Origin of the sequence: Pseudomonas sp. BP01 (assembly GCF_022760795.1) — a bacterium.
Taxonomy (GTDB): domain Bacteria; phylum Pseudomonadota; class Gammaproteobacteria; order Pseudomonadales; family Pseudomonadaceae; genus Aquipseudomonas; species Aquipseudomonas putida_Q.
The window spans coordinates 338,835-355,543 of the sequence record NZ_JAFBKA010000001.1 but is presented as its reverse complement, the minus strand read 5'-3'; the positions used below and the strand labels follow the sequence as shown (position 1 = coordinate 355,543).

The 16,709-nt window shown below is 63.1% G+C and carries 15 protein-coding genes; 8 read left to right on the top strand and 7 right to left on the bottom strand.

Annotated features, from left to right (window positions below):
• Together JOY50_RS01615 and JOY50_RS01610 are read right to left on the bottom strand one after the other, a co-directional pair.
• Complete coding sequence (locus tag JOY50_RS01615) at positions 1–927, bottom strand: 4-hydroxyproline epimerase (protein ID WP_132846788.1); 927 nt, start codon at positions 925–927, stop codon at positions 1–3.
• A gap of 23 nt (positions 928–950) precedes the next feature.
• A complete protein-coding gene (locus JOY50_RS01610) occupies positions 951–2,564 on the bottom strand; it encodes an APC family permease (RefSeq protein ID WP_019472075.1) in 1,614 nt (537 codons plus the stop codon).
• A gap of 377 nt (positions 2,565–2,941) precedes the next feature.
• On the opposite strand from JOY50_RS01610, the gene JOY50_RS01605 reads away from it, so the two are divergent.
• Positions 2,942–3,724 (top strand): AraC family transcriptional regulator, encoded by a 783-nt coding sequence (locus JOY50_RS01605; RefSeq protein ID WP_132846789.1) that lies wholly within the window; start codon positions 2,942–2,944, stop codon positions 3,722–3,724.
• Here JOY50_RS01605 and JOY50_RS01600 read toward each other — a convergent pair.
• Positions 3,712–4,599 (bottom strand): LysR family transcriptional regulator, encoded by an 888-nt coding sequence (locus JOY50_RS01600; protein WP_132846790.1) that lies wholly within the window; start codon positions 4,597–4,599, stop codon positions 3,712–3,714. The genes JOY50_RS01605 and JOY50_RS01600 overlap by 13 nt on opposite strands.
• Before the next feature lie 139 nt (positions 4,600–4,738).
• Here JOY50_RS01600 and moaB point away from each other — a divergent pair, with 139 nt between their 5' ends.
• The gene (gene moaB / locus JOY50_RS01595) at positions 4,739–5,278 is read left to right on the top strand and encodes a molybdenum cofactor biosynthesis protein B (protein WP_132846791.1); all 540 of its coding nucleotides are present in this window, start codon (positions 4,739–4,741) and stop codon (positions 5,276–5,278) included.
• 130 nt (positions 5,279–5,408) lie between these two features.
• Here moaB and JOY50_RS01590 read toward each other — a convergent pair whose 3' ends face one another.
• Together JOY50_RS01590 and moaA are read right to left on the bottom strand one after the other, a co-directional pair.
• Positions 5,409–6,308, bottom strand: coding sequence for a bestrophin family protein (locus tag JOY50_RS01590; RefSeq protein WP_132846792.1), 900 nt, complete (start codon positions 6,306–6,308; stop codon positions 5,409–5,411).
• Between the two features lie 20 nt (positions 6,309–6,328).
• Positions 6,329–7,333, bottom strand: a complete 1,005-nt coding sequence (gene moaA, locus JOY50_RS01585; protein ID WP_138737193.1) for a GTP 3',8-cyclase MoaA — start codon at positions 7,331–7,333, stop codon at positions 6,329–6,331.
• 337 nt (positions 7,334–7,670) lie between these two features.
• Here moaA and JOY50_RS01580 point away from each other — a divergent pair, with 337 nt between their 5' ends.
• The gene (locus JOY50_RS01580) at positions 7,671–10,001 is read left to right on the top strand and encodes an FdhF/YdeP family oxidoreductase (protein ID WP_132846795.1); all 2,331 of its coding nucleotides are present in this window, start codon (positions 7,671–7,673) and stop codon (positions 9,999–10,001) included.
• 126 nt (positions 10,002–10,127) lie between these two features.
• Here JOY50_RS01580 and JOY50_RS01575 read toward each other — a convergent pair whose 3' ends face one another.
• Entirely contained in the window at positions 10,128–10,589 is a 462-nt protein-coding gene (locus tag JOY50_RS01575; RefSeq protein ID WP_243054666.1) for an Lrp/AsnC family transcriptional regulator, read from the bottom strand.
• A gap of 92 nt (positions 10,590–10,681) precedes the next feature.
• On the opposite strand from JOY50_RS01575, the gene JOY50_RS01570 reads away from it, so the two are divergent.
• Entirely contained in the window at positions 10,682–11,863 is a 1,182-nt protein-coding gene (locus JOY50_RS01570; protein WP_132846796.1) for a PLP-dependent aspartate aminotransferase family protein, read from the top strand.
• A gap of 123 nt (positions 11,864–11,986) precedes the next feature.
• Here JOY50_RS01570 and JOY50_RS01565 read toward each other — a convergent pair whose 3' ends face one another.
• On the bottom strand, positions 11,987–12,223 hold the full coding sequence (locus tag JOY50_RS01565; protein ID WP_019470635.1) for a YdcH family protein: 237 nt from the start codon (positions 12,221–12,223) through the stop codon (positions 11,987–11,989).
• A gap of 251 nt (positions 12,224–12,474) precedes the next feature.
• Between JOY50_RS01565 and JOY50_RS01560 the strand changes: the two genes are divergently transcribed.
• The 4 genes from JOY50_RS01560 (at position 12,475) to JOY50_RS01545 (ending at position 16,586) form a co-directional block, all read left to right on the top strand.
• Positions 12,475–14,112 (top strand): phosphoethanolamine transferase, encoded by a 1,638-nt coding sequence (locus JOY50_RS01560; protein ID WP_132846797.1) that lies wholly within the window; start codon positions 12,475–12,477, stop codon positions 14,110–14,112.
• Between the two features lie 115 nt (positions 14,113–14,227).
• On the top strand, positions 14,228–15,361 hold the full coding sequence (gene rnd / locus JOY50_RS01555) for a ribonuclease D (RefSeq protein WP_132846798.1): 1,134 nt from the start codon (positions 14,228–14,230) through the stop codon (positions 15,359–15,361).
• A complete protein-coding gene (locus tag JOY50_RS01550; protein ID WP_016498370.1) occupies positions 15,358–15,651 on the top strand; it encodes a YcgL domain-containing protein in 294 nt (97 codons plus the stop codon). Before rnd ends, JOY50_RS01550 begins: the two co-directional genes overlap by 4 nt.
• Before the next feature lie 2 nt (positions 15,652–15,653).
• The gene (locus tag JOY50_RS01545) at positions 15,654–16,586 is read left to right on the top strand and encodes a D-2-hydroxyacid dehydrogenase (RefSeq protein ID WP_132846799.1); all 933 of its coding nucleotides are present in this window, start codon (positions 15,654–15,656) and stop codon (positions 16,584–16,586) included.
• The last annotated feature ends 123 nt before the right edge of the window (positions 16,587–16,709 follow it).

Sequence of the window (16,709 nt, the reverse complement as noted above, 5' to 3'; positions counted from 1 at the left end):
TCAGATGCCCCAGGCGAACGGATCCTGTTCGTCGATCAGCAGGGTGCTGTCGGCGGTCATGTAGGCGCGGCCGGTGATGAACGGGCGAATGTGCTCGCCGTCACGCTCGTAACGACCATGGAACTGGCTACCGGTGATGCTGGCTTGTACCCAGGTCTGGCCCTCGGCAAGCTTGCCGTCGGCGGCCAGGCAGGCCAGCTTGGCGCTGGTGCCGGTGCCGCACGGGGAGCGGTCGTAGGCCTTGCCGGGGCACATCACGAAGTTGCGGCTGTCGGCGTTGGCGTCGTCGGCAAACAGCTCGACGTGGTCGATAGGCGCGCCGTTTTCGCCGGTGATGCCCTGGGTTTCGAGGGCTTTGAGCATGGCCCAGGTGTACTCGGTCAGCGCCTCACGGTTGCCCAACTCGATACGCTGGCCGTGTTCGGAAACCAGGAAGAACCAGTTGCCGCCCCAGGCGATGTCGCCATGCACCACGCCATGGCCAGGCACCTCCACCGCCACCTGCTGGCGGTAGCGGTAGGAGGGCACGTTGCCGACGGTGATGGCGCCGTCTTCATGCAGGGTGGCGCTGACCTGGCCGACCGGGGTGTCGATCTTGTGCACACCCGGTGCGATCAGGCCCAGGTGCTGCAACGAGGCGACCAGGCCGATGGTGCCGTGGCCGCACATGTTCAGGTAGCCGGCGTTGTTGAAGAAGATCACCCCGCAGGTAGCGTCGGCCGACACCGGCGGGCAGTACAGCGCGCCGACCAGCACATCGTTGCCGCGTGGCTCCAGCAGGCAGGCACGCCGCCACGGGTCGTGCAGCTCGCGCAGTTCGTCGCGCTGTTCGGCCATGCTGCGGCCGTGCAGTTGCGGGAAGCCCTTCATCACCAGGCGGGTTGGTTCGCCGCCAGTGTGGGAGTCGATGACGTGTATCTGTTTCATGGGCTTGTCCCTTGCGTAAAAGATCAGGAAGCGACGGCAGCAGGGCGGCCGGTATAGGGTTCAGCGCTGGCTTCGCTTTCGTCTTCACCTTCCAGGCGCACAAGGTGGGCAGGCACGCCCGTCGCGGCGCCCCAGTAGTAGATGCCCAACGCGCAGGCGGCCACGGCCACGGTGTCGAGCGGGTGGCCGATTACCCCCAGGCCGCCGAAGCTGCCCAGCCACGACAGCAGGATGGTCACCGCGTAGAACCCGATCAGCCATGCCGACGAGCGAACCTGCTGGGCCAGCGACAGGTGCTGGGTGGGTACGAAACGGCTGCACAGCAGGTACAGCACGAACATCACGATTTGCAGGGCCAGCAGCCACGACACGGTGTTCCAGCCCGACCAGTACACGATCAGCGCGGCGATGATGAACGACAGCGGGCCGAGCACGGCCATGCCCTTGACCCGGAACGGGCGCGGCATGTGGGGTGCATTGCGGCGCAGGGCGGCGACGGTGACCGGGGCGACGGCGTAGCTCAGCACCAGGGCAGCCGATACCACGTTGATCAGCGCTTCCCACGAGGGGAACGGCAGGGTCCAGAACACCGACAGGCCGAAGGTCAGCCACAGGGCCGGGCGCGGGATGCCGGACTCTGCATCGATGCGGGTGAAGTACTTGAAGAAGGTGCCGGTCTGCGCCCAGCCGTAGATCACGCGCGGGGTGGCGTTCATGTAGATGTTGCCGCAGCCGCTGGGCGAGATCACGGCGTCGGCCACCACCAGGTAGGCCAGCCAGCCCACACCCAGGGCCAGGGCGATGTCACGGTAGGGCAGGGCCAGTTCCTTGGTCACGCTGGCCCAGCCGTTGGCCAGCATTTCGGTCGGCACGCTGCCGAGGAAGGCTAGTTGCAGCAGGGCGTAAATCGCGGTGGACAGCAGCACCGACAAAATCAGTGCAATAGGGATGGTGCGCTGTGGGTTCTTCACCTCGCTTGCTACCGAAATGATCGGCGTCAGGCCCAGGTAGGCGAAGATGATGCCGCCGGCCGATACGGCCATTTCCACCCCGGACAGGCCGAACGGGGCAAAGCCGTGGACCTCGAAGTTTTCTGGCTTGAAGAAGGTGAACAGCACGCCGATCACCAGCAGCGGCACGATGAACTTGAACACGCTGACCAGGTTGTTGGCCTTGGCGAAGGTTTTCACGCTGCGGTAATTGAGGAAGAAGAACAGCCCCAGCAGGGCGAACTGCACCAGCCAGCCGAGCACGGTCGGGTCGCTGGAGCCGGCCTTGGTCAGCCCGGGGAACCAGGCGGCGGCGTATTGGCGTGAGGCGACCACTTCGATGGCGATCAGGCTGGAAAAGGCGATCAGGGTAATGAAACCCATCAGGTAGCCGAGCAGTGGGCCGTGCGAGTAAACCGGGTAGCGCACCACGCCACCGGCACGTGGCAGGGCGGCGCCCAGTTCACAGTAGACGATGCCCAGCAGCAGTACGGCGAACCCGCCAAGGAACCAGGAGAGGATGCCGGCCGGGCCGGCGATGGCCGACACGTGGCTGGCGGCGAACAGCCAGCCGGAGCCGAAGATGGCCCCCAGGCCAATGAAGGTGAGGTCCAGCAGTGATAACTGTTTCTTGAATTTGCCTGACATGGGTTCGCCTTTTTGTTGGTTATTGGATAGGCAGGTCTGATGTCACGAGATGCGGCTTTTTGGGCCGCGCTCTTGTAGGACTTGGGCGGCTTGCGTGGGGCATAGAGTGAACCGGTCGGGGCGACGGTTCTTGATGGTTTTCTGCAGGGGGGATGACGAAATCGGCACAGTTGCAAAAAATGCTGGCGGCCAGGGTGGGCTGGTAGATAGGCTGTAGGCCACATCGCACAAGGCCTGTAAGGGTGTGATTATAGTGCCGGCCTCTTCGCGGGCATGCCCGCTCCCACAGGTACGGCGCAGAATCCGAAACGTGTGGAGGACCTGTGGGAGCGGGCGAGCCCGCGAAGAGGCCGCCACAGCCAGCAGAGAACCGACAGATGACCGATACTCCCCTGGCAACCCTCTACCAGTCCCTTGACCAGCACCGCCCCGCCAACCTCGAGGCCCTGCTCGCCGGTGTGTCGCTGCTGCTGCCGATCCTCGACGCCATCCCCAACGCCGCGATCTTCATCAAGGACCTGGCCGCCCGCTACGTGCTGGCCAACAACACCCTGGTCCAGCGCTGTGGTCTCAAGCGCCTGCAACCGCTGCTGGGCAAGACCAGCGCCGAGGTGTTCCCGGCACAGCTGGGCCCCGGCTACACCGAACAGGACCGCCGGGTGCTCAAGGAAGGCATGGTGCTAGAGGACCAACTGGAGCTGCACCTGTACGGTAGCCGCGAGCCCGGCTGGTGCCTGACCCACAAGCGCCCGCTGTACAACCAGGCGTGCGAGATCATCGGCCTGGTTGGCATTTCGGTCGACCTGCAATCAGCCGCCGACAGCCACCCCGCCTATCAACGCCTGGCCGCGGTGGACGAGCACATTCGCCAGCACTTTCACCAGCCGATCAGCATGGGCGAGCTCACCCGCATCGCCGGTATTTCCGTGGCCCAGCTGGAGCGCTATTGCAAGCGGGTGTTCCACCTCACGCCCCGGCAGATGATCCACAAGGCACGCCTGGAGCACGCCCACCGCCTGTTGCATTCGGAGCTGCCGATCACGGAAGTGGCGATGTGCTGCGGCTACACCGACCACAGCGCCTTCAGCCGCCAGTTCAAGCAACTGACCGGCTTTACCCCGCGCCAGTATCGCCAGGCAACCAGCGATCAGGTGGCTTGAAACAGTGCTCGCGCCTCGGCGAAGCACTGTTCGGCAATCGCCGAGCGCGGCTCGCTGCGCCGCAACAGCAGGCCGACCTGGCTGTGGATGGCGGCGTCGGCCACCGGCACGATGCGCAGGTGCTCGCTGAGGTCTTCCAGGCCGCAGTCCAGCGGCATGATCGCGCAGCACATGCCGGTGTTGATGGCCTGGATCAGCTGGAAGGTCGAGTCGCTCTCCAGCACCGCATTCGGCTCCAGGCCACGGCTGCGGAAGCTCAGGTCCAATGATTGGCGGTAGTGCATGCCTTTGCTCAGCAAGCCCAGCGGTATATCGCTGAGTGCATCCCAGCGCAGCGGGTCGCCTGCAAACTGGAAGTGCCGGGTGTCGTGCAGCAGGCCCATGGTGGTGGTGCCCAGTTCGATCACTTCGAAAAAACTGGTATTGACCTGGTCCAGGTAGCAAATACCCAGGTCGAGCTGGTTGCGGCTGAGCCCGTCGATGACTTGTTCCGAGCTCAGCGAGCTGAGTTGAAAGTGCAGTTCGGGGTATTTTTCGCGCAGTGGCAGCAGCAGGTGCATGGGGTTGAAGCTGGCCAGCGGCACCGTACCCAGGCGCAGGCTGCCGACCACCTGGCCGCGGCAGCTGGCGGCCTCGGCCTGCAGGCCGTCGTGGGCGGCGAGCAGGGTGCGGGCCCAGGCCAGGATGCGCTCGCCGGCTTCGGTAAAACCTTCGAAGCGCTGGCCGCGCTTGACCAGCACCAGCTCAAGCTCGTCCTCCAGGTTACGCAGGCGCATGGACAGCGTTGGCTGGGTGATATGGCACAGCGCCGCGGCCTGGCCGAAGTGGCGGGTCTGGTCGAGGGCGATGAGGAACTTGAGCTGCTTGATGTCCATGAAAGTGCCTGGCGTCTGGTTATGCAGACCTTAACCCACGTCTGCGATAGATGTCATTGATCGCCCGGTACGCCATATCGATTGGACGCCCTCGGGCCGTGGCTCTAGCGTGGCGACAATGCCATCAAGGAGTTTTACCGTGCGCATCCAACCCGATGCGGTCTTCGTACCGCTGAACATCGCCGTGCTGACCGTCAGCGACACCCGTACCTACGACAACGACACCTCTGGCGAGCTGCTGGCCAGCCGTTCGGTAGAGGTCGGCCACCGGCTGGTGGCGCGGGCGCTGCTCAAGGACGACCTGTACAAGATCCGCGCCCAGGTCGCGACCTGGATCGCCGATGAGCAGGTGCAGGTGGTGCTGATTACCGGCGGTACCGGCTTTACCGGGCGAGACAGCACGCCGGAAGCCGTCGAGTGCCTGCTGGACAAGCGCATCGACGGTTTTGGTGAGCTGTTCCGGGCGCTGTCGATTCTGGATATCGGCACCTCGACCGTGCAGAGCCGGGCGTTGGCCGGGTTGTCCAATAAAACGTTGGTGTGCTGCCTGCCTGGCTCTACCGGGGCCTGCCGTACCGCGTGGGAGGGTATCCTGGCCGAGCAGCTGGATGCCCGCCATCGGCCGTGCAACTTCGTCAAACACCTGTTGCCGATCGAGGCCTGCGCAAGCCGGGGGTGAACTGGATCCTGTACCGGCCCTTTCGCGGGTAAACCCGCTCCCACAGGATCGCCACTGCCTTTGGTCTTTGTGCAGTCCCTGTGGGAGCGGGTTTACCCGCTAAAGGGCCAGCACAGGACGGCGCATTTGCTCAGCTCAGCACATACCCCACCGGCAACAACGCCGGCGGCAACTGCTGCTCCCCCAACCCCGCCAGCACATCGCGCTCCACAGTCCGCACCATGGCATCGGTCGGCAAATCGTTTTCATCGCGCCCGAACGGGTCTTCCAGCTCGTTGCCAATCGCATCCAGCCCGAAGAACGTGTACCCCACGATGGTGGTGAACAGCGGCGCCAGCCAGCCCAGCGGCTCGGCCAGGGCAAACGGCAGCAGAATGCAGAAGATGTAGATGGTGCGGTGCAGCAGCAGCGTATAGGGGAACGGCAAGGGTGTACCCTTGATCCGCTCACAGGTGGCCTGCACTTCGGTCAGCCCCACCAGCCGCTGCTCCAGCAGGCTGTAGCGCCAATCGCTGATCTGCTGCTGCGCGGCCAAGCGCGAACAGTGCTCGCCCATTTCACGCAGGATGCCGTCACACACATTGTGTGGGCTGATCGCATCGGGCCGGGCCAACCACGGTCTGGCAGCTACCCGTTCGTCCTCGTTACGCAATCGTGCATTAAGCGCATGAGCGAAACCACACAGGCTGCGCAGCAGGTCGCTACGCAGTTTTTCATCTGTAATGACCACGCTTTCGCGTACGAACGAGCGGGTTTCAATGATCAGCTTGCCCCAGGCCTTGCGGCCCTCCCACCAGCGGTCATAGCAGGCGTTGTTGCGAAAGCTCATGAAGATCGACAGCGACAGGCCAAGCAAGGTGAACGGCGTGGCACTCACCGGGTAGAAAAACGCCGGGTAATGGCGCTCGACCAGCACGATCAATGCTGCCAGCAAGGTCACCATCAGGCAGCGCAGGGCAATGCGCTTGACGATCGAACCCTTGAGGGTGAACAGCACACGCAGCACATCGGGGGTTGGGTGGACGATCATGGAAATCCAGAGACGGCCGCTTAGCCGCCGGTCATGTTCATGAAGCGCAGGATCTGCACGTCGCCACCGACTTCGAAGTGGTGGCGGTAGGGTTTGAGGTGCAGCGAATCGCGGATGGCCTTTTCCAGGCGTTCGGCGTTGCCGGGGTGGGCGCGCAGCACATGCTTGAGGTCCACGGAATGTTCATTGCCCAGGCACAGCAGCAGGCGGCCTTCGACCGTCAGGCGCACGCGGTTGCAGGTGGCGCAGAAGTTGTGGCTGTGCGGCGAGATGAAGCCGACCCGGGTGTTCGCGGTTTCGGCCAGGCGCCAGTAGCGGGCCGGGCCCTGTGAGGATTCGGTGGATTCGATCAGGGTGAACTGCTCGGCAAGGCGCTCACGTACTTCATCACTGGAGCAGAACGACTCGCCGCGTTCATGCTCGCTGATCACCCCTAGCGGCATTTCTTCGATGAAGGTGATGTCCAGTTCGCGATCAATGGCAAAGCGCACCAGATCGACCAGTTCATGATCGTTGCGGCCCTTGAGCACCACGCAGTTGAGCTTGGTGCGCTTGAAGCCGGCCTTGCGTGCGGCGTCGATACCGGCGATGACCTGATGCAGGTCGCCGGTGCGGGTCAGCTGCTTGAAGCGTTCGGCGTCCAGGCTGTCGAGGCTGATGTTCAGGCGCGTCACGCCGGCATCGAACAGCGGCTGTGCCAGGCGCCCCAGTTGCGAGCCGTTGCTGGTCAGGCACAGTTCGCGCAGGCCGGGCAGGGCTGCGATGCGCCCGCACAGGTCGACGATGCCCTGGCGTACCAGTGGCTCGCCGCCGGTCAGGCGGATCTTGCGGGTGCCCAGGGCGACGAAACGTTCGGCCACCTGGAACAGTTCTTCGAGGCTGAGGATCTGCTGGCGCGGCAGAAACTGCATGTCTTCGGCCATGCAGTACACGCAACGGAAGTCGCAGCGGTCGGTGACCGACATCCGCAGGTAGTCGATTTTCCGGTTGAAGCCGTCAATCAGGGCCCGGCTGTTCTGTTCCACGTTCGCGCTCGAATGGGTTGGGACACATCTCCAAGCTATAACCTGGCCGCAGGGGCGTCAAATTGCTTTGTCCGACTGCTTGATCGACGGCCTCTATCATGGCATTCCCAATGCCTGACCGAGTCGCCTCGTTCGCGGGCATGCCCGCTCCCACAGGTACATCACAGGGCTGAGGTGCAAGGTAATCCCGTGGGAGCGGGCGTGCCCGCGAATACTACAACCCCCATTCCGGCCCATGATCGAAACCGCTTATCACACCGTAAGATCTTTCGATTGGACGCCCCTGCCTCACGCTCAATAGGCTGGAAAAAAGCATCGAAGCGTGAGGATTCATCGCATGAGCCAGGACGAACACATCAGGGACTACAAAGGCGCCGCCGCCGGTTGGGGGGCGCTCAAGAGCGTCACCAAAAGCTGGCTGGGCAGCGAAAATGCCTTCAAGAACCTGCGGGCCATGCTCAAGACCAACCAGAACGGCGGCTTCGACTGCCCCGGCTGTGCGTGGGGCGAGTCGCCGGAAAGCGACATGGTCAAGTTCTGCGAAAACGGCGCCAAGGCGGTTAACTGGGAGGCGACCGGTCGCTCGGTCGACCCGGCTTTCTTCGCCAAATACAGCGTCAGCGCGCTGAGGGACCAGACCGACTACTGGCTCGAATATCAGGGCCGCCTCACGCACCCGATGCGTTACGACGCTGCCACCGATCACTATGTCGAAACCACCTGGCAGGAGGCCTTCGAGCTGGTCGCCACGCACCTGCGTGCGCTGCAGTCGCCCGATGAGGCCGAGTTCTACACCTCGGGCCGGGCCAGCAACGAGGCGGCGTTCCTCTACCAGCTGTTCGTGCGCGCTTACGGCACCAACAACTTCCCCGATTGCTCGAACATGTGCCACGAAGCCAGCGGCGCAGGCATGTCGGAAACCCTCGGGGTGGGCAAGGGCACTGTCGTGTTCCACGACCTGGAGCTGGCCGACGCCATCTTCGTCATCGGCCAGAACCCCGGCACCAACCACCCGCGCATGCTCGAACCGCTGCGTGAGGCGGTCAAGCGTGGGGCCCAGGTGGTGTGCTTCAACCCGCTGAAAGAGCGTGGCCTGGAGCGCTTCCAACACCCACAGCACCCGTTCGAAATGCTCAGCAACGGCTCTGAGCCGACGTCCAGCGCCTACTTCCGCCCGGCCCTGGGTGGTGACATGGCGGCCATGCGTGGCATTGCCAAGTTCCTGTTGCAGTGGGAGCGTGAAGCCCAGGCCAAGGGCGAGCCGGCGGTGTTCGACCATGCCTTCATCGCCGAGCACACCAGCGGGTTGGATGAGTACCTAGCGGCGGTGGACGCCACCTCCTGGGCGCACATCGTCAAACAGTCGGGCCTGACCCTGGCTGAGATCGAGCTGGCCGCACGCATGTACCGCAAGGCCGAGCGGGTGATCATGTGCTGGGCCATGGGCGTTACCCAGCACCGCCATTCGGTGCCGACTGTGCAGGAAATCGTCAACCTGCAGTTGCTGCGCGGCAACGTCGGCAAACCCGGCGCCGGCCTGTCGCCGGTGCGCGGCCACAGCAACGTGCAGGGCGACCGCACCATGGGTATCGACGAAAAACCCAAGGCAGCGCTGCTCGATGCCATCGAGAAACGCTTCCAGTTCCAGGTGCCGCGGGCCCACGGGCACAACGCGGTGCTGGCGATCAAGGCCATGGAAGAGGGGCGGGCCAAGGTGTTCATCGCCTTGGGCGGCAACTTCGCCCAAGCCACTCCGGACACCCTGCGCACCCACGCGGCGCTGCAGAACTGCGCGTTGACCGTGCAGATTTCCACCAAGCTCAACCGCTCGCACCTGGTCACCGGCCGCGATGCGCTGATACTGCCGTGCCTGGGCCGTACCGAAATCGACCTGCAGGCCGAAGGGCCGCAAGGCGTGACCGTGGAGGACACCTTCAGCATGGTGCACCTCTCCAACGGCCAGTTGCGCCCGCGCTCGCCGCACATGCGCTCGGAACCGTGGATCATCGCCGGTATGGCCAAGGCCACGCTGGGCAATCAGCCGATCGACTGGGAGTATGCGGTGGCCGACTACAACCGCATTCGTGACATGATCGCCGACGTGATCCCAGGTTTCACCGGCTTCAACGAACGCCTGCATAGCCCGGGCGGTTTCCACCTGGGCAACAACGCTGCCGATCGCAGCTTCCGCACGGCCACGGGCAAGGCCCGCTTCATGCCCCACGCACTGCCGGAAGAGTTGATCAACGCCAAGGTACTGGCACGGGGTGACAAGCCCGACCTGATCCTGCAAACGCTGCGTTCACATGACCAGTACAACACCACCCTGTATGGCCTGGACGACCGCTACCGCGGGGTGTTTGGCCTGCGTGAGGTGGTGTTCGTCAACGAGGCCGACATCCGCCGCCTGGGTTTCGAGCCGGGTGAGCAGGTAGACCTGGTGTCGCTGTGGGAGGATGGCGTGGAGCGGCGCGTCTCCGGCTTCCGCCTGGTGGCGTATGACGTGCCTGAAGGGCAAGCGGCGGCGTATTACCCCGAGACCAACCCACTGGTGCCGCTGGAAAGTTATGGTGAGGGGACCTACACCCCGACCTCGAAGTTTGTCGCCATCAAGGTCGAAAAAGCCAAGGCAGGGAACCGCATTGCCGCGGCGTTGGCCGCGGATTGACAGGTTGCCTGCAAGGGCCCTATCGCCGGCAAGCCAGCTCCCACAAGGACCGCACAGATTTCAGAACCTGTGATAAACCTGTGGGAGCTGGCTTGCCGGCGATAGGGCCGGTGCAGCCATACAGAATCAGGAACGATGCACCGGGTAAGCCGTGGTGTACTTCATCTGCTCCATGGCAAAACTGGAGGTGATGTTCGACAGCCCATCGGTACGGGTAATCAGCTTTTTGTAGAACCGGTCATACGCCGCAATATCCCCCACCACCACCCGCAGCATGTAGTCCCAGTCCCCCGACATGCGGTAGAACTCCATCACTTCCTCGAACCCGGTCACGGTCGCGGCAAACTGCTCCAGCCAGGCGCTGTCGTGGCGCTGGGTCTTGAGCTGGACGAACACCGTCAGCCCCAGCCCTAGCCGTTCGGGGGCCAGCAGGGCGACACGGCCGAGTATGTAGCCTTCTTCTTCTAGGCGCTTTACCCGCTTCCAGCACGGCGTGGTGGACAGGTTGACGGCCTCGGCCAGGTCCTTGAGCGAGAGCGAGGCATCGCGCTGAAGCAGGGTAAGAATGTGCTGGTCGAAACTGTCCATATCGCGCGCGGGCCGTGTAGAAAAATTTTTCACAGATTACCCCAAGGCCAGACGATTTGGGTTGTGCGATAGTTGCAGCCTTCACTCTGCCAATGGGCCTGACCATGTCCGACAAGCCGCGCAATTTCGCCACCCGAACCATTCACGCCGGCGAGCAGTTCAGCGTCGCCGAAAACGCCATCTTCCCGGCCATCGTCACCGCCAGCTCGTTCACCAAGCGCAGCCTGGACGACAAGCCGGAGTACTCCTACAGCCGGGTCGGCAACCCCACCCGGCATGCCTACGAAACCTGTGTCGCCGCCCTGGAAGAAGGCGTGGGCGCGGTGGCCTGTGCCTCGGGGGTGAATGCCACTGCGACGGTGCTGGAGCTGCTGCCCAAGGACTCCCATGTGGTAGTGATGAACGGCGTGTATGGCGGCACCTTCCGCATCCTGGAAGACTACCGCAGCCGCACCTCGGGCCTGACCACCACCTATGTCGACCTCAACGACCTTGAGGCCGTAGCCGCCGCCATCAAGCCAGAAACCCAGCTGATCTGGATCGAGTCGCCGACCAACCCGTTGCTGCACCTGGTCGACATCAAGGCGGTGTGCGACCTGGCCAAGGCGCGGGGTATTCTTACCTGCATCGACAACACCTTCTGCTCACCGTGGAACCAGCGCCCGATCACCCTGGGCGTAGACCTGGTGATGCACTCGGCCAGCAAGTACATCGGCGGCCATTCCGACCTGACCGGTGGCGTTGTAGTAGCGGCCAATGATGCACTGCTGGCACGCCTGCGCCGCATCAGCATGGCGATTGGCGCGGTGCAGGGGCCGTTCGACTGCTACCTCGCCCTGCGCGGCCTGAAAACCCTGGATGTGCGCATGGAACGCCAATGCAGCAACGCCCTGCAGGTGGCACGCTTCCTCGAAGGGCATGCGCAGATCGAGCAGGTGTATTACCCAGGGCTGGAAAGCCACCCCCAGCATGACCTGTGCAAACGCCAGATGCGCAGTGGCGGGGCGGTGGTGGCGATGAAGGTCAAGGGTGATCGGGCCGCGCTCAACCGCCTGGTCGAGGCATTGCAGATCTTTGTGCTGGCCGACTCGCTGGGCGGGGTGGAGAGCATGATCAACCACTCGTGGACCATGTCGCATTGCTCGCTGAGCCCGGAGCAGAAAGGCGTAATGGGGATCAGTGAGAACCTGCTGCGGCTGTCGATGGGGATCGAGGACTACCGCGACCTGATCGAGGACCTGGATGGTGCACTGACAGCGCTGGCTGCAGTGTAAGGGCTGCTGGCCTCTTCGCGGGCTCGCCCGCTCCCACAGGTACTGCACAGGTCTTGAGGGCTGTGACGACCCTGTGGGAGCGGGCGAGCCCGCGAAGAGGCCAGCAGGTTTGATGAATTTTTGTCAGGATTTGGGCGGATGGATGATCCGTTCGATCTTGTCCTTGATCAGCAACCGTTCCTTGCGCAGCCGGTTGACGGCGTCGTCGTTGGTACCGTTGCCTTCGGCGGCGACCACCTCCTTGTCCTTGGCGTTGTATTCCTTGTGCAGCGTGTGCAGCGTCTGGTCTTTGTCAATGAGCGCCTGGAATGCATCAGCGGTAACGTGCAGGTCAGCGAGCAGATCATGCGGAACTGGCATTTCTTCACCTCTGTCAGGGTTGTCGGTAAGGTCCTGACCTCTGAGGATAGCCGCGTTTGCGCAGGCTTGTGATGGCGGCTTGGCTGAATGGCAGCTGAATGGCTTTCACGTAATTGATAAAAGACGAAGCTTCACGAAATTGTTACCGTCTTTTTCACAAAAAATTGATGACGCGCTTTCTAGAGTTCGGCCAACTTTCCCTCAGTGCCATCCGGCCGGGGGCTGATAATCACTCTTGATTGCGAACGCTGATGCTCAACTTCAAATCCCTGCGGACTGAATGGGTCACGCTGCTGGCCAGCCTTTACCTGCTGATCGGCTTGAACATGTTCCTCTGGGAGCACTTGCAAGAGGTGGTACCCGCCGGCCTGTCGGGGCTTTGGCTGAGCCTGGCGTTTGCGGTGCTGATGCTGTTCGCCTTCAACCTCATCCTCACGTTGCTTGCCTTCCGTTATGTATTGAAGCCAGTACTTATCGTGTTGTTCATGAGTGGCGCGGGTGTGGCTTACTTCATGAACCAGTACGGTGTACTTATTGACGCCGGCATGTTCCGCAACATGGCTGAGACCAATGTTGCAGAAGTGCGCGACCTGATGTCTTTGAAGTTTGCCGCCTATATCCTGCTGCTGGGTGTATTGCCTTCGGTACTGTTGTGGAAGGCACAAATCACCTACCGCCCCTGGCACCGCGAGTTGCTGGGCAAGCTGGTGGTCAGTGGTGCCTGTGTCGTGGCCCTTGGCTCGGTGGCGCTGGTCAATTATCAAGGCTTGTCGTCTCTGTTTCGCAACCACCACGAACTGCGCCTGATGCTTACCCCGAGCAATATCGTCGGGGCCTCCATTGGGTATGTCAGCGAGCGCGTCGGTACTGCCTCGCGCCCGTTCCAGCATTATGGCGAAGATGCCAAGCGTGATGCCGCCTGGCAAAAACATGAGCGCAAATCGCTGACGGTGCTGGTCGTCGGTGAAAGTGCCCGGGCAGACCATTTTGGCGTGCTGGGCTATGACCGCGATACCACGCCGAACCTGGCCAGGGAGCAGGGCCTGCTGGCGTTTTCCGACGTGCACTCGTGCGGCACGGAAACCGCAGTCTCGGTGCCGTGCATGTTCTCGGGCATGAAGCGCAAGGATTACGACGCCCGCGTGGCGAAGAACCGCGAAGGGTTGCTGGACATTCTCCAGCGTGCCGGCCTGGCCGTGCAGTGGCGTGACAACCAGTCGGGCTGCAAGGGTACTTGTGACCGCGTGCAGTTCATTGATGTCAGCAACCTCACGGACCCCCAGCTGTGCGCCAACGGCGAATGCCATGACCAGATCCTGCTGCAAGGCCTGGACGCGCTGATCGACAACCTCGACAAGGATACCGTGCTGGTGCTGCACCAGATGGGCAGCCACGGCCCGGAATACTTCAAACGCTACCCCAATGGCGGCGAGCGCTTCACGCCGGTGTGCCAGAGCAATGCGCTTAACCAGTGCAGCGAGCAGGAAATCATCAACGGCTACGACAACACCCTGGCCTACACCGACAAGGTGCTGGCGTCGCTGATTGACACCCTGCGCAGCAAACAGGACAAAGTCGACACGGCCATGATCTACCTGTCCGACCATGGCGAGTCGCTGGGCGAGTACAACCTGTTCCTGCACGGCACGCCTTACGCCATCGCCCCAGAGCAACAGAAGCACGTGCCGCTGCTGACCTGGTTCTCCGACAGCTACAAAGAGGACTTCGGCCTCGACACCGACTGCCTGGCCAAGCTCAGCGATGCCCCGCTGTCGCAGGACAACCTGTTCCATTCCATGCTCGGCCTGTTGCAGGTGCACACAGAGCTCTACCAACAGTCGCTGGACATGTTCGCCAGCTGCCGGCCTTGGCTGGCGGCCAAGCGCTGAAACGCCGTTGCTGCACTCACAAACAGCACCACTGATCGATATCAAGGATGGCCCGGGTTTCACCAGCAGTGCCCGCGCCGTATATACTGCGCGCCAATGTTAGTGGGAGAGCCTCGTGGCTATCGAAATTCACTGGATCCGTGACGACCAGAGCCTGGCCGAACACTGCCGCGACTGGCACCAACTGCCCTTCGTCGCCGTCGACACCGAATTCATGCGCGTCGACACTTTCTACCCGAAAGCCGGGCTGATTCAAATCGGTGACGGCCAGCGGGCTTTCCTGATCGACCCGCTGCTGATCGGCAACTGGCAACCCTTGGCCGACCTGCTGGAAGACAGCGGTGTGGTCAAGGTGCTGCATGCCTGCAGCGAAGACCTTGAAGTGTTGCTGCGCCTGACCGGCAAGCTGCCGCAGCCGCTGTTCGACACCCAGCTGGCTGCCGGCTACTTGAACCTGGGCTTCTCCATGGGCTATTCGCGCCTGGTGCAGGAGGTGCTGGGTATCGAGCTGCCCAAGGGCGAGACCCGCTCCGACTGGCTGCAGCGCCCGCTCTCGGAAACCCAGGTCAGCTACGCTGCCGAGGATGCCGTGCATCTGGCCGAGCTGTTTACCGTGCTGCGCCCGCGGTTGTCTGACGACAAGTACGCCTGGGTGCTGGAAGACGGCGCCGAGCTGGTGGCCGCGTTGCGCCGTGAAGTCGAGCCCGAAAGCCTGTACCGCGACGTCAAGCTGGCCTGGAAGCTCGCCCCCCAGCAACTGGCGGTGCTGCGCGAACTGTGCGCCTGGCGCGAGCGCGAAGCGCGCAACCGCGATGTGCCGCGTAACCGCATCCTCAAGGAGCACTCGCTGTGGCCCATGGCCAAGAGCCAGCCGAACAACCTGTCGGCGCTGGCCAAGATCGACGAGATGCACCCGCGCACCATTCGTCAGGACGGTGAGTTTCTCATCCAGCTGATCAAGCGTGCCGGCAGCCTGCCTGCCGAGCAGTGGCCAGCGCCGTTGCCCGAGCCATTGCCGATCGAGGCTGCCGGCGTCCTCAAGCAGCTGCGTGCCATCGGCCAGGCCGAAGGCGAGCGCCTGGGCATTGCCCCAGAGCTGATGCTGCGCAAGAAAGCCCTGGAGGCGCTGCTCAAGAGCGGCTACCCCAATGGCCCTTATCAACTGCCCGATTCGCTGCGCGGCTGGCGCCGTGAGCGCATGGGCCAGGCCCTGCTGGACAACCTGGCAGGTGCCGGAGAGACCCGATGAAACGCATTTGCTCGATCTACAAGAGCCCCCGCAAGAACGAAATGTACCTGTACGTGCTCAAGGCTGATGGTCTGGAGCGCGTGCCCGAAGGCCTGCTGCCGGCCTTCGGCACCCCCATCCACGCGTTTGACCTGGTACTCAGCCCAGAGCGCAAGCTGGCCCGCGAGGACATCACCAAGGTGCTGGAAAACCTCGACAACCAGGGCTACCACCTGCAGATGCCGCCGCTGGAAGATGAGTACATCGAGCACCTGCCCGAAGAGCTGCTGCGCCGTAACGACCCGGTCTGACCATGCGTGTACTGATTGCTGAGCATGATCATGCTCGATACGCCGGGCTTTTGCGCGAAAAAGCGCCTGAAGTGGAAATCCTTACCAGCGGTGACTCCGCCGAGCTGGCCCGTCAGGCAGCGCAGTGCACGGTGTGGCTGGGCCAGCCGGATCTGCTGGCGAGCTTGCTGCGCCAGGGCCTCAAGCCTGAGTGGGTACAATCGACATGGGCCGGTATCACGCCGTTGCTGGCCGATGGCCTGCCGCGTGACTACCGCCTGACCCGTGCGGTGGGCATCTTCGGCCAGGTGATGGCCGAGTACATGCTTACCTACATGCTCGGCCATGAGCGCGAGGTGCTGTCGCGCCTGGTCAGCCAGGTGGAGCGGCGCTGGGATGACCGCCCAGGGCGCACGCTGGAAGGGCGCAAGGTGCTGATTGTCGGCACCGGTGACATTGGCCAGCGTGTGGCCGAGTTCCTGCAACCGTTTGGGATGGTCCTTTATGGTGTAGCAAGCACTGCCCGGATACAGGCACCGTTCGTCGAGGTGGCGGCCCTGGCCGACTTGCCGCGCATGGTGGGCCAGGTCGACTACGTGATCAACCTGCTGCCGGACACCCCGGCTACCCATGACCTGTATGACGCGGCGCTGTTCAAGTGCTTCCTGCCCACGGCGTTGTTCATCAATGCCGGGCGTGGCGTGGCGGTGGTCGATGCCGACCTGGTCGAGGCGTTGAAGGAAGGCCATCTGGCGGGTGCGGTGATCGATGTCTGCCGGCAGGAACCGTTGCCCAGGCAGCACCCGTTCTGGACCGCGTGGGGGCTGTTGCTGACCGGGCACAGCTCGGCACCCACCTCGCCGACGGCGATGGTGCGGTTGTTTGTCGAGAATGTGCGGGCTTATGAAGCGGGGCAGGGGCTGCGTGGGGAAGTGGACTTCGCCCGGGGCTACTGATTGATGTTGCCTGTGCCGGCCTCTTCGCGGGCTCGCCCGCTCCCACAGGTACAACACCGCCCTTGAGAGTGGTGCAGTACCTGTGATTTGTGGTGCCTGTGCTGGCCTCTTCGCGGGTAAACC